The organism is Pararhizobium gei, assembly GCF_029223885.1.
Lineage (GTDB): Bacteria > Pseudomonadota > Alphaproteobacteria > Rhizobiales > Rhizobiaceae > Pararhizobium > Pararhizobium gei.
Genome location: NZ_CP119409.1, coordinates 1871797 through 1893561 on the forward strand (window position 1 = coordinate 1871797; position 21765 = coordinate 1893561).

Sequence of the window (21765 nt, forward strand, 5' to 3'; positions counted from 1 at the left end):
GGCAGATGTACCAAATTATCGCGGCAAAGTGAGTTGCCTGAAGGTTATTCCATGATTCACGACCATTATCCCGATTGTTACCTCGCCGATATTCTGAAATCGACCAGGACCATAGCTCTCGTCGGGGCTTCGCCCAATCCCGAACGTCCAAGCTATCGCGTCATGGCTTTCCTGCTGCGCAAGGGCTATAGCGTGTATCCGGTCAATCCGGGGCAGGCCGGCAAGAGCATTCACGGTCAGACCGTCTATGCGCGTCTCGCCGATATTCCCGAGCCCATCGACATGGTGGATGTCTTTCGCGCGGCCGCCGCGCTTCCGGCACTGGTCGATGAAATCCTCACCCTCCAGACACGCCCGAAAATTATCTGGGGCCAACTTGCTGTTCGCGACGACCTGGCGGCTGCCAAAGCGGAAGAGCGGGGCATCAAGGTTGTCATGGACCGTTGCCCGGCAATCGAGTATCCGCGCTTGGTCGGTTGATGCCGGCAGTGGTCGACAGTCTGCTGAAGGCGGATCTTTTGGCGGATATGCGCTATATGGGAAAACAGTCTCTTTGGGGCGGATGCTGTTTGGAACAGCACGGCCCCATTGATCACGGGAGGACATCGTCATGAAAAACAATCCAGGGTTTGCGACGCTTGCCATTCACGCCGGCGCTGCGCCCGATCCGACCACCGGCGCAAGGGTAACGCCCATCCACCAGACCACCAGCTTCGTCTTCAACGATGCGGATCATGCCGCCGCGCTGTTCGGTCTCCAGGCTTTCGGCAATATTTATACGCGTATCATGAACCCGACGACTGCCGTGCTCGAGGAGCGTGTCGCGGCTCTCGAAGGCGGCACGGCCGCTTTGGCCGTTGCATCCGGACATGCCGCCCAGCTTTTGATCTTCCATACGCTGATGAGCCCAGGTGATAATTTCCTCGCCGCGCGACAGCTCTATGGCGGTTCCGTCAACCAGTTCGGCAATGCCTTCAAGTCCTTCGACTGGCAGGTTCGCTGGGTCGATACGGCGGATGTGGCTGCCTTCGAAAGCCAGATCGACGACCGCACGAAGGCGATTTTCATTGAAAGCCTTGCCAACCCGGGCGGGACCTTCGTCGATATCGAAGGGATTTCGGCGATAGCCAGGAAGCACGGCCTGCCTTTGATCGTCGATAACACGATGGCGACGCCCTATCTGCTGCGCCCGATAGAGCACGGCGCAGATATCGTCGTGCATTCGCTGACGAAATTCATGGGCGGCCACGGCAATTCCATGGGCGGGGTGATCGTTGACGGCGGCACATTCGATTGGTCCAGATCTGGCAAATATCCCATGCTGTCGGAACCGCGTCCGGAATATGCCGGCATGGTGCTGCACGCCACCTTCGGCAATTTCGCGTTTGCCATTGCCTGCCGTGTTTTAGGCCTGCGCGATTTCGGGCCGGCGATCTCGCCTTTCAACGCCTTTCTTCTCCTGACCGGTATCGAAACCTTGCCGCTGCGCATGCAGCGCCATTGCGACAATGCAATGGCGGTGGCCACATGGCTCGGCACGCAGGAGACAGTATCCTGGGTGAATTATGCGGGTCTCGAAAGCAGTGCCAATCATCGGCTGCAGCAACGCTATTCGCCCAAGGGGGCCGGCGCCGTGTTCACCTTCGGCCTCAAGGGCGGCTACGAGGCCGGCAAGCGTTTCGTCGAAGAACTCGAGATGTTTTCGCATCTGGCCAATATCGGCGACACCCGATCGCTGGTCATACACCCGGCCTCGACAACGCATCGCCAGTTGACCGAGGAGCAGCAGACGGCGGCAGGTGCGGGACCTGAAGTAATCCGTCTTTCGGTGGGTATCGAGGATGTCGGCGATATCATCGCGGATATCGAGCAGGCGCTCGCCAAGATCTGACGGATTGAGGACTGGTCGTTCGTGAGCGGGTAGCTGATTCCGGCGAAACCGTGATTTTTTATAAGTGGTCGGTGTTTTCAGGCCCAGTCCCCTGCGCCGGTTTCTTGGGAGGGAAAACAAGTGATGGATCAGCTTGCTGCGATCGGCATAACGTTCAACATCGTGCCGCATCTCGGCGCCCTGCTCGTGGCCTATATCCTGGCGCTGCCGATCGGCTGGGACAGGGAAAAGAGCGAAAGGAGTGCGGGTTTGCGCACCTTTCCTCTCGTGGCGATCGCAAGCTGCGGCTTTATCCAGGCGACGGAAAACCTGACGGCGGGCAACCCGGAGGCGACGGCCAGGATCGTCGAAGGCCTCATCACCGGGATGGGCTTCATCGGCGGTGGTGCTATTCTCGTCGTGAGGAACAGCGTCAGGGGCACCGCGACAGCCGCAAGTCTGTGGGCAACGGGCGCCATCGGCACAGCGGTCGGGCTTGGCGCCTATGACATTGCCCTGGTCCTGTCGATTATGACCTTTCTGACGCTCCGCATCATGACGAATTTTAAGCCCGATGGCGAAGACAAACCGGAAGGATCGTAGTTCGTGCCGCTGCCGTCTCGGCACTTTGATTGGTGAGGAATCTGTCGGCATCTAGCGATCAGAAGGTGCCTGCTATCGGCACGATACAAAATAGACTGAGGTAAAATAATGGCCTACGCGACTGTCTTCGATCATTTGACTACCGAACCAGAAATCGGCGCGCCTGCGGCCGACCGGTTGATCTCGGGAAATCCGCAGTTTCGCACCTGGAATATCGAAGAGGCAAGTGGTGGCCTCTATGCCGGGATCTGGGAGGCGACACCGGGAAAATGGCGAATTGCCTATGATGAATGGGAGTATTTTCACATTCTCTCGGGTCGTTCCGTTGTTTCTGAGGATGGTGGCGCCGAGACGCACCTGAAGGCCGGCGACAGCATGATTCTCAGGCCCGGCTTCAAGGGAAGCTGGGAAGTGATTGAAACGACTCGCAAGGATTATGTGATACGGGTTTAACCCAAGGGCGATGACTAGCGCTCACCAGGTCAGATCCAGTCTTTCCAATCCGTGAAAATGATAGTTGTCGCTCACTTTAGGCTCTGTCTTGAAGCGCAGGCCGGGCAGGCGCTCGAACAGGATCGGCAGCGACAGTTTCAACTCCAGCCTCGCCAGCGGCGCGCCGATGCAGAAATGCAGTCCGGCACCGAAGGACAGATGCGGACCTTCGTTGCGGTCGGGGCGAAAGGCGAGCGGATCCGAGAACTTCTTCGGATCGACATTGGCGGCGGCGAGCATCAGACCGACCTGATCTCCCTTTTTAAGCTTGATGCCGTCCTCCAGCTCGATATCCGATAGGGCATAGCGCTGAAAAATGTGCAACGGGGCGGCATGGCGCATGCATTCCTCGATCGTTCGCTCAATGTCTGCATCGCTCGCAAAGGCGGTCGCGGCGGGCGTTCCGGTTTCCAGAAGCACGCGCACGGCGTTGCCAAGTTGATGAACCGTCGCTTCATGGCCGGCATTGAGCAGCAGCACGGCGGTCGAGATCAGTTCGTCATCGGAAAGCCGCTCGCCGTCCTTTTCCGTGACGATCATGTGCGTGAGCAGGTCGTCGCCCGGATTGGCCCGTTTCCAGCCGATCAGGCTCTTGAGATAATCGCCGAACTCCGAGGATGCCCGATTGGCATCAAGCTCGGTCTCGAGCGTCGGCTGGAACATGTACATTTTGACCATGCGATGCGACCAGTCCAGCAGTTTCGGCGCCATATCCGTGGGCACGCCGAGCATCCGGGCAATCACTGTCACAGGCACGATTTCGGCATAGGCCTTGAGAAGCTCCACTTCGCCGTCCTTCTCGAATCCGTCGATCAGGCGATTTGCCAGTGCGGTGATGTCCGGTCTCAGTTGCTCAATCTGGCGCGAGACGAAAGCGCGGTTGACCAGTGTGCGCAGCCGGGTATGGGCCGGCGGTTCGAGTTCGAGAAGGGAATTGGCTTCGAGACGGTCGAAGTCCGCAAGATGCGGCTTCGGCGCGGACATTCCCAGTTCGTCGCGTGTCGCGACATGCAGGATCTGCCGCCCGAAGCGCCGGTCCCGCAAAAGTCCGTTCACCTGGTCATAGCCTGCGAAATACCATTGCTGCCTTTCCTCCCAGAAAAAAGCCGGGCAGTGCGCATGCAGCGCGGCATAGGTCCAATGTGGGTTTTGGAAGAAGGCCGGGTTTCGCACATCGATGCTAACGGTTCTGCTGGGCGCGTGGACGGTAAGGGCAGGGGCGGCTGGCATCGTCGTTCTCTCTGATGGAAGCTGTGTTCGTTCTACGGATCAAGTCGCGGTAACGACAAGCAGATTGTCGTGGCCGGTGCCAGATATCGCTACAAGCCTCGGGATTGCTTCACCCTCGGCCCGCCATTTCAAGCCCATGTCTTGCCTTGCTGCGTCATATGTCTATTTCTTGGCGAATGAACAACGATGACCGGAAAAACACATTGCCGCACACCAGCCTGTCCGCCGGTATCCTGGCCGCGATCCGCAGCAAGCGCGTGGTACTGGCCGGCCGCGAAACCCCCGGTGAGCGCGGCGATACCGTCATTGCATCCTACAATATCCACAAATGCGTCGGCACCGACGGCCGCTTCGATCCCGGCCGGACCACTGAAGTCATCAGTGAGATCGGTGCCGACATCATAGCGCTTCAGGAAGCCGACCAACGGTTCGGCGAAAGGGCCGGGCTCCTTGATCTCGAGCGGCTGCACCGGGACTGTCACCTGATTTCAGTGCCGATCTCGGCATTTTCCTCCAAGGGGCATGGATGGCACGGAAATGTTCTCCTGTTGCGGGAGGGCGTCGTCGCCAGGGTGCACCAGTTGACATTGCCGGGTGTCGAGCCACGCGGCGCGCTGGTCGTCGATCTCGACCTGAAGGCCGGGCCGCTGCGCATTATCGCCGCCCATTTCGGCCTCCTGCGCCACTCTCGGGCGCGGCAGGCCGAGGCCATTCTCAAGGCGATCAGCGAAGCGGAGGAGCGGCCGACCCTGTTGATCGGCGATCTCAACGAGTGGCGACTCGGTCGCCGTTCGGCCCTCAGTTCGCTCAGCCCGGTCTTCGATCATGCCGCGACGGCAGTGCCGAGCTTTCCCTCCCGCTTTCCGCTTCTTGCGCTCGACCGGGTGATGGGCAGCCCGCACAGCCTGGTGACGGGTGTCGAGGTGCACAACACGCCGCTGGCCCGCATCGCTTCCGATCATCTGCCGATCAGGGCGTATATCGATCTGAAGAGCGCGATGGACAGCTTGGCTGCGGCTGCTCCGGCCACAGAATCGTAAGGCGGTCTGGTTCATGAGCGCGCCCCTCGTTATCTTAAGCGTTGTCATGCTCGCTTTGGCCCTGGTCTATGCCTATGGCCGGTTTGGCCGGCGCCTGCACGGGGAGGCGGGTTTGGCGCTTAAGCCGGAGCCCGAGCAGACGGCGCTGGACAGGATGGCCGCGCCGCTGCTCAAGGCGCATCCGGGGCAGAACGGTGTTTCCCTGATTTCGGACAATATGGCGGCGTTTGCGCTGCGTGCCCTGTCGGCACGTCTTGCCGGCCGCAGCCTCGATCTCCAGTATTACTACTGGAAAAACGATCTGACAGGACGGTTGCTGACCCGCGAAATTCTCGCAGCTGCCGATCGGGGCGTACAGATCCGCTTGCTGCTCGACGATATCAATGCCGGGCTGCACGACCGGATGTGCCTGGCGCTCGACGCACATCCCAATATTCAGGTTCGCCTGTTCAATCCCAGCCGCGCTCGCGCCGACCGCTTCCGGCGAGGCCTGGAAATGGTGTTGCGGCCGTTCCGGGCGACACGGCGCATGCACAACAAGCAATGGATCGCCGACGGCCGCATCGTGATCGCCGGCGGACGCAACATCGGCGATGCCTATTTCGACGCGGCCGAGGAGGCGAACTTTCGCGATCTCGACGTCTGGGCGCTCGGCCCGGTGGCCTGGGAAGCCTCTGCCGTTTTCGACCGCTACTGGAACAGCGCAGTTGTCGTCCCCATCGGCCTGTTGCGTACGCCGCGAAAGCACTATCTTCCCGCTCTTCGGTACAAGGTCCAGACGGCGGCCCAGACGTCCGGCGGTCGCCATTATCTGCTCCAGACAGACGAGGCGGCCCGCAGCGATGGCGCGATGCCACGCGCAGAGCACTTGCATTGGACCGCCGACGTGAAGCTCGTTGCCGACCCACCTGAAAAGGCATTCCTTCAGAAGCGCAACAACTGGATCATGAACGAACTGCTTCCGGTGCTGACATCGGCGACGCAAACCGTCCGGATTATTTCGCCCTATTTCATCCCCGGCGCCGCCGGAACGACGACATTTGCTGAACTGGCGCAACGCAATGTCCAAGTCGCGGTGCTGACCAATTCTCTGGCGGCCACCGACGTCGCTGCGGTTCACGGGGCCTATGCCAATTACCGCAAGGCCCTGCTGCGCGGCGGTGCCGTGCTGTTCGAACTGAAGGCAATACACGAAACGTCGGACCCGCAGCGCATGTCTCTGTTTGGATCCCGCAACGCCAGCCTGCACACCAAGGCTTTCGCCGTCGATGGCAAGACGGCGTTTGTCGGTTCGTTGAATTTCGATCCACGCTCGGCCTCCCTGAACACGGAGATGGGCGTGGTGTTCACGCATGCGGCGCTCGTCGACGCGGTGGTGGCGGTTTTCGATGAGGAAACACGCCCGGCCAACAGCTTCCGGCTGACGCTGGAAAGCGGCAGGCTGCGTTGGCACGACAGCACCGGGGGGGAAGCGCGGATCCTTCGCCGCGAGCCTGAGGCTGGATTTCTCCGCCGTGTCACTGCCGGCATCATCGGTATCCTGCCGATCGAATCGCAGCTCTGAGCGCTTTTCCCTCGCTTCTGCAAATCCTGCGGCGCAATGAAAATGCCCGGCCGTGTTTTCGCGTGTCGCCAAACGCGTCCGGCGAGAGGCGCGACACGGGCCGGTGTGCTGCTGTCCCGGCCGCGGGCCGCCTGTTAACGTTATGCAGAGTTCGCGACTTGAAGTCGGGTACTCCCACACTCTATGTAAGAGAAGAGATATTCCAGATGATTCCCGGCACGCGAGAGGCTTGTGTGCCAGACAGACAAAGGTTTGACATGAGAAATCCCGTTGATACCGCCATGGCTTTGGTGCCGATGGTCGTCGAGCAGACCAATCGCGGCGAACGTTCCTACGACATCTTCTCGCGCCTCCTGAAAGAACGCATCATCTTCCTGACGGGACCGGTGGAAGACCACATGGCGACGCTGATTTGCGCGCAGCTGCTGTTCCTCGAGGCCGAGAACCCGAAAAAGGAAATTGCGCTTTACATCAATTCCCCAGGCGGCGTCGTCACGGCGGGAATGGCCATTTACGATACGATGCAGTTCATCAAGCCCGCCGTATCGACGCTTTGCATCGGCCAGGCCGCATCCATGGGCTCGTTGCTTCTCGCCGCCGGCCACAAGGACATGCGTTTCGCCACGCCGAACGCCCGGATCATGGTTCATCAGCCCTCGGGCGGATTTCAGGGGCAGGCCTCGGATATCGAGCGTCATGCCCGCGATATTCTGAAAATGAAACGTCGTCTCAACGAAGTTTACGTCAAACACACCGGCCGGACCTTGGAAGAGGTTGAACAAACGCTGGATCGTGACCACTTTATGACCGCAGACGAAGCTCTGAGCTGGGGTGTCGTGGACAAGGTCATCACATCGCGTGAGGCCATGGAAGCGGCGGTTTAAACCCTGCTTTCAAGCTTTTTTGTGCGGATAGATGCATTTGTGACACATTTGTAACCTCTTGGGGGTTTATCCGCAGGCTAAAGCCGTTAATATCGACCGTTAATGCTATGGTGAAGTTGAAGTCCTAGTATTCGGTATTTGGTAGGAGATTCGTTGCTGCCGGAGGTCGGACAGAGTTGTCTGGGGCCGGCTCGTACTCCTGGAAGTGCCGTCTTTCGCCAACCGGGCGTGAGGTTGCGGTGCGGGTTGAGTGGTCCGTTTCCTCTTTTGAGGTGTGCGGCGTGCTGGAAGGAAAGTGATATGAGCAAAGTCAGCGGCAGCAACGGCGGTGACTCGAAGAATACCCTGTACTGCTCCTTCTGCGGCAAGAGCCAGCATGAGGTTCGCAAGCTGATCGCCGGACCGACCGTGTTCATCTGCGATGAATGCGTCGAGCTCTGCATGGACATCATCCGCGAAGAGAACAAGACGTCGATGGTCAAATCCCGTGACGGCGTTCCGACGCCCCAGGAGATCATCAAGGTTCTCGACGAATATGTGATCGGCCAACAGCAGGCCAAACGTATTCTGTCGGTTGCAGTCCACAACCATTACAAACGCTTGGCCCACGCAGCCAAGGGTACCGATGTCGAGTTGGCGAAATCCAATATCATGCTCGTCGGCCCTACAGGCTGTGGCAAGACATATCTCGCGCAGACCTTGGCGCGTATCATCGACGTGCCGTTCACCATGGCTGATGCGACGACTCTGACCGAGGCCGGCTATGTCGGTGAAGACGTCGAAAACATCATCCTGAAGCTGCTTCAGTCGGCCGACTACAATGTCGAGCGGGCGCAACGCGGCATCGTCTATATTGACGAAGTCGATAAAATCTCGCGCAAGTCCGACAATCCTTCGATCACCAGGGACGTTTCGGGCGAGGGGGTGCAGCAGGCGCTGCTGAAGATCATGGAAGGCACGGTCGCATCGGTGCCACCGCAGGGCGGACGCAAGCACCCGCAGCAGGAATTCCTGCAGGTCGATACGACCAACATCCTGTTCATCTGCGGCGGGGCCTTTGCCGGTCTTGACAAGATCATCTCGGCGCGTGGCGAGAAGACCTCGATTGGCTTTGGTGCTTCGGTAAAATCGCCGGAAGATCGCCGCGTCGGCGAAGTCCTGCGCGAACTGGAGCCGGAAGATCTGGTAAAGTTCGGCCTCATCCCGGAATTCATCGGCCGTCTGCCTGTCCTGGCGACGCTTGAGGATCTGGACGAACCGGCACTGATCCAGATTCTGTCGGAGCCGAAGAACGCGCTGATCAAGCAGTACCAGCGCCTGTTCGAGATGGAAGATGTGGAGTTGACATTCCACGAGGATGCGCTGCGCGAAATCGCAAAGCGCGCCATCATCCGCAAGACCGGTGCCCGTGGCCTGCGTTCGATCATGGAAAAGATTCTGCTCGACACCATGTTCGAACTGCCGACGCTGGAGGGCGTCCGCGAAGTCGTGATCTCGGACGAGGTGGTCAAGGGGTCCGCCCGCCCATTGTATATCTATTCGGAACGTGCGGAAGAAAAAGCCAACGTTTCGGCTTGATCTCCTCTTCAATAAGTCAAATGAGGGCCCGCCATGTGCGGGCCTTTTTCATGAGGCAGCTTGTGATTCGTGCACCTTCCAGGCCATTGAGGCGTCCGAAGATCGGCCGGAAAACGAATGTTTCCCTTGCGCGAGGCGACACGGGGGAATCCGGATCAAGACATGAAATCTGCGATTGCTAAACGCAGCCAACAACGCGATTATAATACGATTCCACGGTTGGAGCGGCAATGTTTTCGCGTCCGCCGCAAGGTACGCGACAGTCTGGGGGCGTCTACTGCGCGCATGCCGATACGCTCGCATGTCTATCGTCGGCAAAGGGTTGAAAACAGACGTTACGCACTCCACCTGACAGTGGAAGAAATGATGGCCGGAAGCGCCCTTGAACGCTTCGGGTAACGCGCCCGGCAACGGGACGGAAAGGAAATGACATGACGAATAAAACGTCTCCGGCGATCGAGAGCGCGACATACCCAGTGTTGCCGCTGCGCGACATCGTGGTGTTCCCGCATATGATCGTGCCGCTGTTCGTCGGCCGTGAAAAATCGATCCGCGCGCTTGAAGAGGTCATGGGGACCGACAAGCAGATCATGCTTGCGACCCAGATCAATGCAAGTGATGACGATCCCGATCCATCCGCGATCTACCAGATCGGGACGATCGCCAATGTGCTTCAGCTCCTGAAATTGCCGGACGGGACAGTGAAGGTTCTGGTCGAAGGCCGTTCACGCGCCGAAATCGACGGCTATACGCCGCGTAGCGATTTCTACGAGGCCATGGCCCATGCCCTTGCAGAGCCGGAGGAAGATCCTGTCGAGATCGAGGCGTTGAGCCGCTCGGTGGTTTCCGAATTCGAGAGCTATGTGAAGCTCAACAAGAAGATTTCGCCTGAGGTCGTCGGTGCTGCCAGCCAGATCGAGGACTATTCGAAGCTGGCCGATACCGTTGCGTCGCATCTCTCCATCAAGATCGTTGAAAAGCAGGAAATGCTGGAAACGACCAGCGTCAAGTTGCGCCTTGAAAAGGCGCTCGGCTTTATGGAAGGCGAAATCTCCGTTCTCCAGGTCGAAAAGCGCATCCGGTCGCGCGTCAAGCGCCAGATGGAAAAGACCCAGCGCGAGTACTACCTCAACGAACAGATGAAGGCGATCCAGAAGGAACTCGGCGATGGTGAGGAAGGCCGCGACGAGATGGCCGAACTTGAAGATCGCATCGCCAAAACCAAGCTTTCCAAGGAAGCCCGTGAAAAGGCTGACGCGGAAGTCAAGAAGCTGCGCCAGATGAGCCCGATGTCGGCGGAAGCCACCGTCGTTCGCAACTATCTGGATTGGCTGCTTGGCATTCCCTGGTCGAAGAAGTCCAAGGTCAAGACTGATCTTCACCACGCGGAACAGGTTCTCGAACTCGATCACTTTGGCCTCGACAAGGTCAAGGAGCGGATCATCGAGTATCTGGCGGTTCAGGCGCGCTCGCAGAAGATCAAGGGCCCGATCCTGTGCCTCGTCGGTCCTCCGGGCGTCGGCAAGACCTCGCTTGCCAAATCGATCGCCAAGGCGACCGGCCGCGAATATATCCGCATGGCGCTTGGCGGCGTTCGCGACGAAGCCGAAATCCGTGGTCACCGCCGCACCTATATCGGTTCGATGCCCGGCAAGGTCATCCAGTCGATGAAGAAGGCAAAGAAGTCCAATCCGCTCTTCCTGCTCGACGAGATCGACAAGATGGGCCAGGATTTCCGTGGCGATCCGTCCTCGGCTCTCTTGGAGGTGCTGGATCCGGAACAGAACTCGACCTTCATGGACCACTATCTGGAGGTCGAATACGACCTCTCGAACGTGATGTTCATCACCACGGCGAATACGCTGAATATCCCGGCGCCGCTGATGGACCGCATGGAAGTGATCCGGATTGCGGGATACACGGAGGAAGAAAAGCTGGAGATCGCCAAGCGGCATCTGCTGCCGAAGGCGATCGCCGACCACGCGCTGCAGCCGAAGGAGTTCTCGATCACCGACGGTGCTTTGTCGACCATCATCCAGACTTACACCCGCGAAGCTGGTGTGCGTAGCCTTGAGCGAGAACTGATGAAGGTTGCCCGCAAGGCCGTGACCGAAATCCTGAAAGGTCGCACCGACAAGGTCGAAGTCACCGCTGAGAACATCAACGACTATCTCGGTGTTCCACGCTACCGCCACGGCGAAGCGGAACGCACCGACCAGGTCGGTGTTGTTACGGGCCTTGCCTGGACGGAAGTCGGCGGCGAACTGCTGACGATCGAAGGTGTCATGATGCCTGGCAAGGGCAAGATGACGGTGACCGGCAATCTGCGTGACGTGATGAAGGAATCGATTTCCGCGGCTGCGTCTTACGTCCGTTCGCGGGCGATCGACTTCGGCATCGAGCCGCCGCTGTTCGACACGAGCGACATCCATGTGCACGTGCCGGAAGGTGCGACGCCCAAGGACGGTCCTTCGGCCGGTGTCGCCATGGCGACAGCGATCGTCTCGATCATGACCGGAATCCCGGTCGACAGGAATGTGGCAATGACGGGTGAAATCACTCTGCGTGGCCGCGTGCTGCCGATCGGCGGTCTCAAGGAAAAGCTGCTCGCGGCGCTTCGCGGCGGCATCAAGAAGGTGCTCATCCCGGAAGAAAACGCCAAGGATCTGGCGGATATTCCGGACAACGTGAAGAACAATATGGAGATCATTCCGGTTTCGCATATTGGCGAGGTCCTGAGCCATGCCCTGACGCGCGTTCCCGTCGCCATCGAATGGGATCCGTCCAAGCATAAGGTTCCGGTTGCTGCGGTCGATGCGGTTGACGACACGGGAACGTCGATCGCGCACTAGGCTTTGACGTGCACGTCAATCGGTAGCATCGCCGGCATAACGGGCGGTGTGAAAGATAAACAGTGGAAGACCGGCAGTGTTGCCGGTCTTTTTTTTGAAAAATGACCCGCAAAGCCTTGCATTCCATGGCATTCGGCGCAATTGGGTTGGTCAAGGCGGAGGTGGCGTCTATGTTGCCCCCGGCTTGAAGATTTGAGTCGTTTCAAACCAATATGAAAGGGTGGAAACATGAACAAGAATGAGCTCGTATCAGCCGTTGCTGAAAAGGCCAACATCACCAACAAAGAGGCATCGACTGCAGTTGATGCCATTTTCGAAGTGATCCAGAGCGAATTGAAGAACGGCGGCGATGTGCGCCTCGTGGGCTTCGGCAATTTCTCCGTCAGCCACCGCGAAGCCTCGAAGGGCCGTAATCCTTCCACCGGCGCCGAAGTCGACATTCCGGCGCGCAATGTGCCGAAGTTCTCTGCGGGCAAGGGTTTGAAGGACGCTGTCAACTAAAGATCGCGGCCCATCAACGCTAGCCGCAATGCCGGCGCTTTATGGACGTGCAATCGAGGCCCGGTTTTCTGGGCCTCTTTTTTTGTTCCGCAGTTTGGCTTCGCGCTCTCGACGCAGTGGCTGTCACGCGGCTGTTACACTGCAGGACCACAACGCCTCCGTATTCATTTTCCCCGGAGGATTCCCGTGAAGACCTTTTCATTGACCGCAACGCTCGCGGCGCTGCTTGCTGCATCGACGGCCACAACCGCCGGCGCAGAGCCTGTTTTCAACCGTATCGCCTCCTTCGCGGTTGCGGACAATCTGCCGGCCACAGCCGGCAAATCGACCGTTACATCGGCGGAGATCATCACCGCCAGCGAAGACGGCAACACCCTCGTCTATTCCGATAGCCCCAACAAGGCGATCGGCTTCATCGACATCACCGACGCGAAAGTCCCCAGGGCTGGCGGTTCCGTCAGCTTTCAGGGTGAGCCGACATCGGTAACGATTGCCGGTGGCAAGGCGCTTGTCGCCGTCAACACCCGCGAAAGTTTCGTCAAGCCCTCGGGTATCGTCGCTCAGGTCGATCTTGCTGCGAAGACCATCGACACGACCTGCGATCTTGGCGGTCAGCCGGATTCGATTGCGCTCAACAAGGACAAGACGATCGCCGCGATCGCCATCGAAAACGAGCGCGACGAGGAGGTCAATGACGGGGACATTCCCCAGATGCCTGCGGGCGACCTCGTTCTTCTGTCTCTCAAGGATGGCGTTATCGACTGCGGTTCGCTCAAGCATGTTGTCCTCACCGGTCTTGCCGATGTCGCTGGCGACGATCCGGAGCCGGAATTCGTCGCCTTCAACGGTCAGGACGAGGTCGCTCTGACGCTTCAGGAAAACAACTACATCGTCATCATCGACGCCAAGACGGGCACCGTGAAAACTCACTTTTCGGCCGGCAGCGTCGATCTTGAAGGCGTTGACACCAAAAAAGACGGCGCCCTCAAGTTTACCGGCGAGATGAAAGACGTCGCCCGCGAGCCTGACGCCGTCAAGTGGCTGGACGATAACCGCCTCGTCGTTGCCAACGAAGGCGACTGGAAGGGCGGCTCCCGCGGCTTCACCATCTTCGACAAGACAGGCAAGGTACAGTACGAAAGCGGCGCAAGCTTCGAGCGCGAGATTGCCAGGATCGGACACTATCCGGACAAGCGCAACAAGAAGGGCGTCGAGCCGGAAGGCCTGGAAGCCGCCAGGTTCGGCGACGATAACCTGTTCTTCGTGATGGCCGAGCGTGCCTCGGTCGTCGGCGTCTACAAGGATACAGGCGCGGAACCGCAACTGCTGCAGATCCTGCCCTCGGGCATTTCACCGGAAGGCGCCGTGGCCATTCCCGGTCGCAATCTGTTTGCCACGGCCAACGAAGCCGATCTGGTCGAAGATGGCGGCGCCCGTTCGCATGTCATGATTTATGAGCGTGCGGAAGGCGAAGCGGCCTATCCGCAGATCGTTTCCACCGAAAAGGACGGCGAACTGATCGGCTTTGGCGCACTGTCGGGTCTCGCAGCGGTCAAGGACAAGCCGGGCATTCTCTATGCGGTCAACGATTCGGTCTATGCGTCGCAGCCGACGATCTTCACGATCGATGCGACGGCGAAGCCAGTCAGGATCACCGACGCCCTGCGCGTCACGCGCAATGGCGCGCCTGCCCAGAAGCTCGATATCGAAGGCCTGACGCCGGATGGCGATGGCGGTTTCTGGCTCGCCTCAGAAGGTGACGCCGACAAGCTTTACAGCCATGCCATCGTGCAGGTGAACGGCAAGGGCGAGATCCAGAAGGAAGTTGCCATTCCCGCCGAGCTGCGTGCCGGCGAGAAGCGTTTCGGTTTCGAAGGAATAACCAGCATTGGCGAAGGCGATGAGCAGGTGCTGTGGATGGCCGTTCAGCGCGAATGGGGCGATGATGAAAAGGGCTTCGTGAAGCTCGTTTCCTACAAGCCCTCGTCGAAAGAGTGGGGCGCCGTGCGCTATCCGCTCGAAAAGACGGAGAGCGGCTGGGTCGGCCTGTCGGAAATCACCGTTTACGGCGATTATGCCTATGTCATCGAGCGAGACAATCTGATCGGCAAGGCTGCAAAGCTAAAGAAGATCTATCGCGTGGCACTGGCTGATCTGAAGTCCGCCAAGCTTGGCGGCGACCTGCCTGTCGTCAAAAAGGAAGAGGTCCGCGACCTGATCCCCGACCTGACGTCGTTTGGCGGCTTCGTGGTTGACAAGGTTGAAGGCTTTGCGGTCGATGCCGCCGGCACCGGCTATGTCGTCACCGACAATGACGGTGTCGATGATTCCTCCGGGGAAACGCTGTTCTTCCAGATCGGTACGATGAACGCGATGTAATTTTGCGCTGTGCCGGTAACGGAAAAGGCCGGGGCATGATGCTCCGGCCTTTTCCATGAACTTTTAAGGGATGAAGCACGTGTTACTCGGCGGCAATCTTTTCGCCGGCGCTGTCTCTGCGCAACCGGATATCATCGACCTTGGCGACGAGGCGACTGGCGATATCCTGAAGCTGGTCGAGCTGCTCGTCATCCAGAACCGAAAAAATTTCGTCGATCAATTGCTTGCGGGGGTGTTCTGCAGCCTCCAGAACTACGCGCCCGACATCCGTGATGGACACGATCTTTGCCCGGCGATCGACGGGATCCGGCCTGCGCAGAACCAGCTTGTCGCGCTCCAGACCGTCGATCGCTTCCGTGACGGTGCGTGGCGCGAAATTCAGCGCGTCGGCGATGTCCGTCGAGCGGCAGGGGCCGAGCTTGCTGAGAAAACAGAGAAACTTGCTGCGTGCCAGAGATACGCCTTCCTCCGTCATCGTCTCGTTGATGAGCCGGTGGACGCGGTGGTAAAGCTCGAAAAGCTTGTCGGAGACTTCGCAGGGCTGCTTCATGAATCTCATATGTATATAATGAGGGGCCATGTCAAATGCCTGGGGCGAGCCGATTGACAAAAGTCGCCGATTGGCCATACCGGTGCGCCGAGCTGAACTTTCCATGCGGGAAAACGCTGATGAGGCGGCACTTCCGCCGTCGAGCGGCATTGACGCGGATGTCAAAGAGAGGCCATGTTCGGCCCATGCCTTTCCGCTTCGTTCATACTGCCGACCTTCACCTCGATTCCCCCTTGCGCAGTCTCGCCTTGAAGAACGCCGATCTGGCCGAACTGGTTCGAGGCGCGACGCGCACGGCGCTGTCGCGGATTGTCGATCTCTGCCTGTCCGAAAATGTCGATGCGCTGCTGATTGCCGGCGATCTCTATGACGGTTCCCAGACCTCGATGAACACCGCGCTGTATCTGGCATCTGAACTCAGGAGGCTTGAGGCGGCCAGCATCCGCGTGTTCGTCATCCGAGGCAATCACGATTCCCAGTCCTCCATCAAGAAGGAGTTGACGCTTCCATCCAATGTTCATCTCTTTTCGGGTCGGGTGAAGCCGATAGCTGCAAAGACGCTCGGGAATGGCCGCGAGGTTTACATCCACGGCGTCGGCTTCGACAATCATCACGCGCCCGATAGCCTGCTTCCGTCTTTCAGCGCAGGAGTCGCCGACGCCATCAATATCGGCATGCTGCATACGAGCCTTGCCGGCAGCGCCGGCCACGACCCTTATGCACCCTGCAGTATCAGCGACCTTATCGGTCACGGCTTCGACTACTGGGCCCTTGGCCATGTGCATCTACGGCAGGTGCATTCCGAAAAGCCGTTGATCGTCATGCCGGGCATGCCGCAGGGACGCGACATCAACGAGGCAGGTGCAAAGTCGGTGACAATGGTGACCATTGCCGATGACGGAGCCTTTGCGCATGAGGAGCGGGTGATCGGGCAGGCGATGTTCCAGCGCGTCGAGGTCGATCTCACCGGCGTCGAGGACTGGCGTCAGATGACCGACAGGGTGCGGGAAAGCCTGTCTGTGTTGCGCGCCGCCGCAGATACGGATCATCTGATCCTGCGGATGACCGTGTCAGGATCGACACCGCTCGCCTGGAAACTGCGGCGCGACGCTGATTTTCTGCTTGCGGAAATCTGCAATGTCGCCGCCGGCTTCGATGGCTGCTGGATCGAGAAAGTCGATATCGAGTGTCGTAGCCCGGGAACGGATACCGCACTGGCCGGGCCTGACCCGGTCGAGGAACTGGCCGCATTGATACGCTCGGACGTGCTTTTGTCCCACGCCTTTCGGCAGGAAGCGGCAGCGGTCCTCAACGAGCTTCTGCTACAAATGCCGCGAGAGGTGCGGGACAGATTGGCAGGCGACGAAGCTGCTGCGATCGACTTGCTGCAATCGGCGGCTTCGGGGGGCAGCGATGATGTGCTGGCTTATCTGCATGGCAGCGATGCGGAGGCTGCCCGCTGATGCGTCTGAGCCGCCTGGACCTCGTTCGCTACGGTAAATTTACCGGGCGCAGCCTCGATTTCGGCGCGCTTCACCCCGGTCGGCCGGATTTTCATCTCGTTTACGGACCGAACGAAGCCGGAAAATCGACGCTGTTTTCCGGCTTTCTCGACCTTCTGTTCGGAATCGAGCGGCTCAGCAGTTACGGATTTCTGCACCCTTATCCAACAATGCGGATCGGCGGCATCGTCGAGACAGGGGGCCGGGCGCACGAGGTCTTTCGCGTCAAGAAAACCCAGAATTCGCTGCTCGGCTCCGATGAGCAACCGCTGCCGGACAATTTGTTTTCCGCAGCGCTCGGCTCGATCGACCGCGCCACCTACAGGATGATGTTTTCGCTGGACGATGAAAGCATCGAAAAGGGCGGCGAAAGCATCCTGAAAAGCGAGGGGGAGCTCGGCACGCTGCTGTTTTCTGCCAGTTCCGGCCTTCCCGACAGCAGTTCCGTCCTGGCGGGCCTGAAAACACAGGCCGACGCCTTCTACAAGCCGCAGGGACGCAAGCATCGTCTTTCGGAACTGAAAAGCGCGCTGGAAGCCCTGAAGGACGAAAAGACCGCGCTCGACGTGAATGCGCGTGAATTCGCGGCGTTGCGCAAGGCTCGCGACGCAGCTGCCGAGCGTCACGAGGCGGCCATCCGGACGCGGGCCGAACTGCGCGTCTCGCTCGATCTGGTTCGCGACCGCATGGACGGCCTGCCGCTCCTGGCGCGGCTGCGCGGCCTGCGCTCGGAACTGGCATCCCTTGGGGACCTGCCGGAACCGCCGGCGGACTGGCACGCTCTCCTGCCGCAATTACAGCGCGAGGAGACCGAGATCGGCGTGCGGATCGCGCAGTTGCAGGCGGATGTGGAGCGGCGCACAGCCGAGATCGCCGCCATCGGCCGCGATCCGGCAGGACTGGCACTTGCTTCCGCGATTGACGAACTGGAAAACTCCGAGCTTGAGGCGCGCTACAGAACCGCTGCCAAGGATATGCCGGCACGGCTGGATGAGCGTGAGAAGATCGTCGCCGATATCGTTCTTCGCCTGGGGCGGCTCGACCGGACGGAGACACGTGAGCCTGAGGCGCTGATCCTGCCGGCAGCCGTGTCCGGCCGCATCCTCGATCTCGCTCAGAAGCAATCCGCCCTGGAAGAGCGTCTTGGTGCGGCAGCGCAGGAACACAAACTTGCAGCGCAAGCCTGTGCGGACGCCCTGCGCGGGCAGGCGGCCCTGCCCGGCGACGGGGGAGCCACGGACGGGGCGGGGCTTGCCAGGCTGGTTCAGAGCCTTCGCCAAAATGATTGCCTGATGCGGCAGCAGACAGCCTCCCGGCAGATATCGGCGCTCGAGCACGCGCTCGGCGAAAAGCTTGCCGTACTGGCTTCCGGTCATTCGGATGCCGATGCGCTTGCCGCGCTTCCCGTACCCGATGAAATGGAGATGGCTGAATTTGCGGCGCGGCGGACGGCGCTGGGCGAGCAGTTGAAACGGCTGGATGAACGCATAGCGGAGGATGCTGCACAACTGGCGGCGGAAGAGGCTCGGCTGGATTCGCTGAAACGCAGGGTCGGGTTCGCCGGCGACGATGCGGCACTGTCCTTGCGGGCGGAGCGCGACCGCGCCTGGCAGGCTCATATGGCACGACTGGACCGGGACAGTGCGACGGGCTTTGCGGATGCCTTGCGGCGGGACGATGAGGCGACAGTGCTTAGGCTGGCGCAGTCGCAGGAGGTTGCCGAGGCACGGGCTCTTTCCCTTTCGATTGCCGAGCGCCAGGGCAAGCTTTCGGTTCTGCGCCATCAGCAAGCGGCCGTGTTTTCGCAGGTAGACGAGCTTCGGGCTGATATCTCGGCTGTTGCTCTCGCGGCCGGACTGACGGCAGATACCAAGCTCAACCAGTTGACAGCCTGGCTTGCCCGGCGCTCGGCGGTTCTGGACCTTCGCGGCCAGCTTCGCGCCGCGCAGCAGGATTTGGCGCAGGCGCAACTGGATGAAGGAAAGGCGCTAACCCGGCTGCGGCGGTCGCTGGCGGAGGCCGGCTTTGAAAAAACGATGCCGGAGCGTCTGGACGATGCGCTGGTGTTTGCCGAGGGACTGATCGATAAGCTGCAATCGCAGGTGAGAGACCGTGCTGCTTCTGCCGCGGCAGTCGAGCAAGCCGAGGTCGCCTTGCGGATGCGGGAGGCCGCTGTGGAAGCGGCGCGAACGGCCATGGCGGATTGGCAGGAGGCGTGGCAGGAGACGGTTGCGCCGACTTGGCTGGCGCGGAACGGCGCGGCTCTGTTGCCGCAGGAAGTACGCCCCGTCCTGGCGGTGCTTCAGGATCTGGAAATGTTGCTGCAACGCAAGGCCGATCTCGATCACCGGATCGAAGGCATGCGGAAGGATCAGATTGCCTTCACGCGGTCCGTCCATGCCCTTGCCATCGAAAGTTCTCACCCGCTATCCGACCGGCCGCTTGGCGACTTCGATGCAATCCGCGCCCGCTTTGTCGAGGCGGAGCGAAGGGAATCCTTGTTTGTGCGCCTCTCTGCCGAAAACCGCGAGCGCAATACCGAGCTTGAGACCCTGAGGGAGGACCAGCGTCGGCATGAGGTTCAGAAATCGGCGATCCTGGATTTGTTCGGCTGCATGAACCTGTCTGCTGCGGCGGAGTGCCTGGAGCGCGTCAAGGTCCGGCTGCGTTTGCGCGAGCGCATTTCGGAAGCCGAGGGCGATCTCGCGCAGCGTCTCGGTGTCGGCAACGCCGGGGATGCGGAATTGATGCTTGCCTCTGTCGATGCCGACGGCCTGAAGCTGGAAGGCGCGGAACTCCAGGCAAAATGGGAGCAATGCGATATCGAGACCAGCGAACTGCACGCCATGAGACGCGATGCGGAGAAGACGTTGTCGGCGATCGGTGGAAGTGATGCCGCGGCTCATGTCGAGGAACGTCGCCGGACGGTTCTGGCCGAAATCGAGGAGGGGGCTATCGCCTATCTCCGGCTGAGAACCGGCATACTGGCCGGGGAAACAGCGTTGCGGCTCTATCGCGAGCGCCACCGCAGCGCCATGATGCGGCGCGCGTCGGCGGCCTTCAGTGCCATTAGCGGCGGGGATTACGAGGGACTGGCGACGCAGGCCGAGAACGGCCGGGAATTCCTGATCGCCAAGGCCGCGGGCGGCGGATCGAAGCTTGCTGATGATCTGTCCAAGGGAACGAGATTTCAGCTTTACCTCGCTTTGCGCATTGCCGGCTATCATGAGGTAGCGACGACCCGCGAATCGCTCCCTTTCATCGCCGATGACATCATGGAAACATTCGACGACGGGCGGGCTGAGCACGCGTTCCGGCTGATGGCCGGCATGGCCGGAGCAGGGCAGGTCATTTATCTTACGCACCACGAGCATTTGTGCGAAATTGCCCGCAAGGCCTGCCCACAGGTCAGTATCCACACGCTGTAACGGCGTTCCGGCCGACGATCGAAAAGACATAGAGGAGTTTCCAATGGACGTAAAACCCTGTGGCTCGCGGCCGTCAGTTATCCCGCCTGCTGATTATTTCACCGGGAGTGTCCGGCAGGATCCTATTATGGACACACCGGAGCCGGCACGGGTGAGAAGCGTTTCGGTGACCTTCGAACCCGGCGCCCGCACCGCCTGGCACACGCATCCGCTCGGACAGACGCTGATCGTCACCGCAGGGAGCGGACTTGTGCAGGCGTGGGGTGAGCCGGTCCGCGACATCAGGGCCGGCGATGTCGTGTGGTTTTCGCCGGGCGAGAAGCATTGGCACGGCGCTTCACCGGCAACGGCTATGACCCATATCGCCATACAGGAAACACTTGACGGCAGGGCCGTGGACTGGCTGGAGCAGGTCTCCGATGCCCAATATCCGGGAATTTAGGCGCACATTCGCGCCGTGCCGACGAAGACGGTTGCAAAGCATCGTGAGCCGGCGCTATGCAACGGCATCAGAATGGCCGCAACGGCGGACCGGAGGGTGATCCATGAACAATTTTCACGTCGGTCAGAAGGTCGTCTGCATCGACGACAAATTCAAGCATGTCTCGATCGACCAGGGCATCCGCAAGGGCGAGATCTACACGATCCGCTGGGTCGGCCCTTACGCGCATTATATCGACGGTGAATTCATCGGCGTCAAACTGGCCGAAATTCATCGCGGCAACGACGACGGTCCGGAGGGGTACGGAGCGGCCGACATGCCGTATCGGGCAACCCGTTTCCGTCCGCTTCTGAAAGATAGGCTTTCCGCGCTTAAGAATTTGCTTGCGCCAGCGCCGAAAGGCGAAACGCCTTACCTTCCGGAGGCGCCAGAGGAACCCAGGCGCAAGGCGCCACAGCGCAAGAAAGAAGATGTCTAGCCTCGGGCGGACCTGTGGCCAGCCCCTATGACTTGTCTGAAACAAGCTCCCGGCGCACAAGCCGTAGCGTGCCGCCGGCCTCAACGACATAGGTCTCTTCGCTGGGGTTGCCATATTGGTCGTTCAAGCGATGCTTGACGGTGCTTCCGACAGGCGCCTTGACCAGAGCAGTCTTGGGCTGGCCGCCGTAAGTGATGCTGCCGGGAATCGGAGCCAATTCCGGCAGGCTTGTGCACGCGCTCAGCACCATGGCAGCAGTCGCAATCATCAATGCGTTTTTCAAGCGGGATACTCCGGCAAAAAAGGCGCGGCGATCGGAGGATGGATGCCTGCCTGATACGGATGTGTCGGTCTTTAAGGGACACTAATGTG

At 59.9% G+C, this 21765-nt stretch carries 18 protein-coding genes; 15 read left to right on the forward strand and 3 right to left on the reverse strand.

Annotated elements, in window-relative coordinates; genetic code table 11:
- Nucleotides 1–51 precede the first annotated feature (51 nt).
- The 4 genes from PY308_RS09075 (at nt 52) to PY308_RS09090 (ending at nt 2926) form a co-directional block, all read left to right on the forward strand.
- Entirely contained in the window at nt 52–480 is a 429-nt protein-coding gene (locus PY308_RS09075; RefSeq protein ID WP_275790413.1) for a CoA-binding protein, read from the forward strand.
- 130 nt (nt 481–610) lie between these two features.
- Nucleotides 611–1891 (forward strand): O-acetylhomoserine aminocarboxypropyltransferase, encoded by a 1281-nt coding sequence (locus PY308_RS09080; RefSeq protein WP_275790416.1) that lies wholly within the window; start codon nt 611–613, stop codon nt 1889–1891.
- A gap of 123 nt (nt 1892–2014) precedes the next feature.
- Nucleotides 2015–2473: an MgtC/SapB family protein gene (locus tag PY308_RS09085; RefSeq protein WP_275790419.1), complete on the forward strand. Its 459-nt coding sequence runs from the start codon at nt 2015–2017 to the stop codon at nt 2471–2473.
- Nucleotides 2474–2581: 108 nt separating this feature from the next.
- Nucleotides 2582–2926: a cupin domain-containing protein gene (locus tag PY308_RS09090; RefSeq protein WP_275790421.1), complete on the forward strand. Its 345-nt coding sequence runs from the start codon at nt 2582–2584 to the stop codon at nt 2924–2926.
- A 21-nt stretch (nt 2927–2947) separates the two neighbouring features.
- On the opposite strand, the gene PY308_RS09095 is transcribed toward PY308_RS09090, so the two are convergent.
- Nucleotides 2948–4195 (reverse strand): cytochrome P450, encoded by a 1248-nt coding sequence (locus PY308_RS09095; RefSeq protein ID WP_275790424.1) that lies wholly within the window; start codon nt 4193–4195, stop codon nt 2948–2950.
- Between the two features lie 176 nt (nt 4196–4371).
- Here PY308_RS09095 and PY308_RS09100 point away from each other — a divergent pair, with 176 nt between their 5' ends.
- The 7 genes from PY308_RS09100 (at nt 4372) to PY308_RS09130 (ending at nt 14993) form a co-directional block, all read left to right on the forward strand.
- Nucleotides 4372–5235, forward strand: a complete 864-nt coding sequence (locus PY308_RS09100) for an endonuclease/exonuclease/phosphatase family protein (RefSeq protein ID WP_434064219.1) — start codon at nt 4372–4374, stop codon at nt 5233–5235.
- A gap of 13 nt (nt 5236–5248) precedes the next feature.
- On the forward strand, nt 5249–6799 hold the full coding sequence (locus PY308_RS09105) for a phospholipase D family protein (protein ID WP_275790427.1): 1551 nt from the start codon (nt 5249–5251) through the stop codon (nt 6797–6799).
- Nucleotides 6800–7056: 257 nt separating this feature from the next.
- The gene (gene clpP, locus PY308_RS09110) at nt 7057–7683 is read left to right on the forward strand and encodes an ATP-dependent Clp endopeptidase proteolytic subunit ClpP (protein WP_275790430.1); all 627 of its coding nucleotides are present in this window, start codon (nt 7057–7059) and stop codon (nt 7681–7683) included.
- A 300-nt stretch (nt 7684–7983) separates the two neighbouring features.
- Nucleotides 7984–9261 (forward strand): ATP-dependent Clp protease ATP-binding subunit ClpX, encoded by a 1278-nt coding sequence (clpX, locus tag PY308_RS09115; protein WP_275790432.1) that lies wholly within the window; start codon nt 7984–7986, stop codon nt 9259–9261.
- 431 nt (nt 9262–9692) lie between these two features.
- Nucleotides 9693–12113 carry an endopeptidase La gene (gene lon, locus PY308_RS09120; RefSeq protein WP_275790434.1) on the forward strand — a complete coding sequence of 807 codons (2421 nt, stop codon included), beginning with the start codon at nt 9693–9695 and terminating at the stop codon, nt 12111–12113.
- A 228-nt stretch (nt 12114–12341) separates the two neighbouring features.
- On the forward strand, nt 12342–12614 hold the full coding sequence (gene hupB / locus PY308_RS09125; protein WP_275790437.1) for a DNA-binding protein HupB: 273 nt from the start codon (nt 12342–12344) through the stop codon (nt 12612–12614).
- 186 nt (nt 12615–12800) lie between these two features.
- Nucleotides 12801–14993 carry an esterase-like activity of phytase family protein gene (locus PY308_RS09130; protein ID WP_275790440.1) on the forward strand — a complete coding sequence of 731 codons (2193 nt, stop codon included), beginning with the start codon at nt 12801–12803 and terminating at the stop codon, nt 14991–14993.
- Nucleotides 14994–15075: 82 nt separating this feature from the next.
- Here PY308_RS09130 and PY308_RS09135 read toward each other — a convergent pair whose 3' ends face one another.
- Nucleotides 15076–15543 carry a MarR family winged helix-turn-helix transcriptional regulator gene (locus tag PY308_RS09135; RefSeq protein WP_275790442.1) on the reverse strand — a complete coding sequence of 156 codons (468 nt, stop codon included), beginning with the start codon at nt 15541–15543 and terminating at the stop codon, nt 15076–15078.
- Between the two features lie 185 nt (nt 15544–15728).
- Here PY308_RS09135 and PY308_RS09140 point away from each other — a divergent pair, with 185 nt between their 5' ends.
- The 4 genes from PY308_RS09140 to PY308_RS09155 all read left to right on the forward strand — a co-directional run bounded on the left by PY308_RS09140 (nt 15729) and on the right by PY308_RS09155 (nt 21393).
- Nucleotides 15729–17006, forward strand: coding sequence for a metallophosphoesterase family protein (locus tag PY308_RS09140; RefSeq protein ID WP_275790444.1), 1278 nt, complete (start codon nt 15729–15731; stop codon nt 17004–17006).
- Complete coding sequence (locus PY308_RS09145) at nt 17006–20473, forward strand: ATP-binding protein (protein ID WP_275790446.1); 3468 nt, start codon at nt 17006–17008, stop codon at nt 20471–20473. Before PY308_RS09140 ends, PY308_RS09145 begins: the two co-directional genes overlap by 1 nt.
- Before the next feature lie 43 nt (nt 20474–20516).
- The gene (locus tag PY308_RS09150; protein ID WP_275790448.1) at nt 20517–20915 is read left to right on the forward strand and encodes a (R)-mandelonitrile lyase; all 399 of its coding nucleotides are present in this window, start codon (nt 20517–20519) and stop codon (nt 20913–20915) included.
- Between the two features lie 103 nt (nt 20916–21018).
- Nucleotides 21019–21393 carry a CAP-Gly domain-containing protein gene (locus tag PY308_RS09155; protein WP_275790450.1) on the forward strand — a complete coding sequence of 125 codons (375 nt, stop codon included), beginning with the start codon at nt 21019–21021 and terminating at the stop codon, nt 21391–21393.
- Nucleotides 21394–21418: 25 nt separating this feature from the next.
- On the opposite strand, the gene PY308_RS09160 is transcribed toward PY308_RS09155, so the two are convergent.
- Nucleotides 21419–21676: a hypothetical protein gene (locus tag PY308_RS09160; RefSeq protein ID WP_275790453.1), complete on the reverse strand. Its 258-nt coding sequence runs from the start codon at nt 21674–21676 to the stop codon at nt 21419–21421.
- Between the last annotated feature and the right edge of the window lie 89 nt (nt 21677–21765).

Excerpts from the sequence above, each read along its gene's own strand:
- PY308_RS09075 (WP_275790413.1), top strand. The coding sequence starts at position 52 with ATGATTCACGACCATTATCCCGATTGTTACCTCGCCGATATTCTGAAA.
- PY308_RS09080 (WP_275790416.1), top strand. The coding sequence starts at position 611 with ATGAAAAACAATCCAGGGTTTGCGACGCTTGCCATTCACGCCGGCGCT.
- PY308_RS09085 (WP_275790419.1), top strand. The coding sequence starts at position 2,015 with ATGGATCAGCTTGCTGCGATCGGCATAACGTTCAACATCGTGCCGCAT.
- PY308_RS09090 (WP_275790421.1), top strand. The coding sequence starts at position 2,582 with ATGGCCTACGCGACTGTCTTCGATCATTTGACTACCGAACCAGAAATC.
- PY308_RS09095 (WP_275790424.1), bottom strand. The coding sequence starts at position 4,195 with ATGCCAGCCGCCCCTGCCCTTACCGTCCACGCGCCCAGCAGAACCGTT.
- PY308_RS09100 (WP_434064219.1), top strand. The coding sequence starts at position 4,372 with ATGAACAACGATGACCGGAAAAACACATTGCCGCACACCAGCCTGTCC.
- PY308_RS09105 (WP_275790427.1), top strand. The coding sequence starts at position 5,249 with ATGAGCGCGCCCCTCGTTATCTTAAGCGTTGTCATGCTCGCTTTGGCC.
- clpP (WP_275790430.1), top strand. The coding sequence starts at position 7,057 with ATGAGAAATCCCGTTGATACCGCCATGGCTTTGGTGCCGATGGTCGTC.
- clpX (WP_275790432.1), top strand. The coding sequence starts at position 7,984 with ATGAGCAAAGTCAGCGGCAGCAACGGCGGTGACTCGAAGAATACCCTG.
- lon (WP_275790434.1), top strand. The coding sequence starts at position 9,693 with ATGACGAATAAAACGTCTCCGGCGATCGAGAGCGCGACATACCCAGTG.
- hupB (WP_275790437.1), top strand. The coding sequence starts at position 12,342 with ATGAACAAGAATGAGCTCGTATCAGCCGTTGCTGAAAAGGCCAACATC.
- PY308_RS09135 (WP_275790442.1), bottom strand. The coding sequence starts at position 15,543 with ATGAAGCAGCCCTGCGAAGTCTCCGACAAGCTTTTCGAGCTTTACCAC.
- PY308_RS09140 (WP_275790444.1), top strand. The coding sequence starts at position 15,729 with ATGCCTTTCCGCTTCGTTCATACTGCCGACCTTCACCTCGATTCCCCC.
- PY308_RS09145 (WP_275790446.1), top strand. The coding sequence starts at position 17,006 with ATGCGTCTGAGCCGCCTGGACCTCGTTCGCTACGGTAAATTTACCGGG.
- PY308_RS09150 (WP_275790448.1), top strand. The coding sequence starts at position 20,517 with ATGGACGTAAAACCCTGTGGCTCGCGGCCGTCAGTTATCCCGCCTGCT.
- PY308_RS09155 (WP_275790450.1), top strand. The coding sequence starts at position 21,019 with ATGAACAATTTTCACGTCGGTCAGAAGGTCGTCTGCATCGACGACAAA.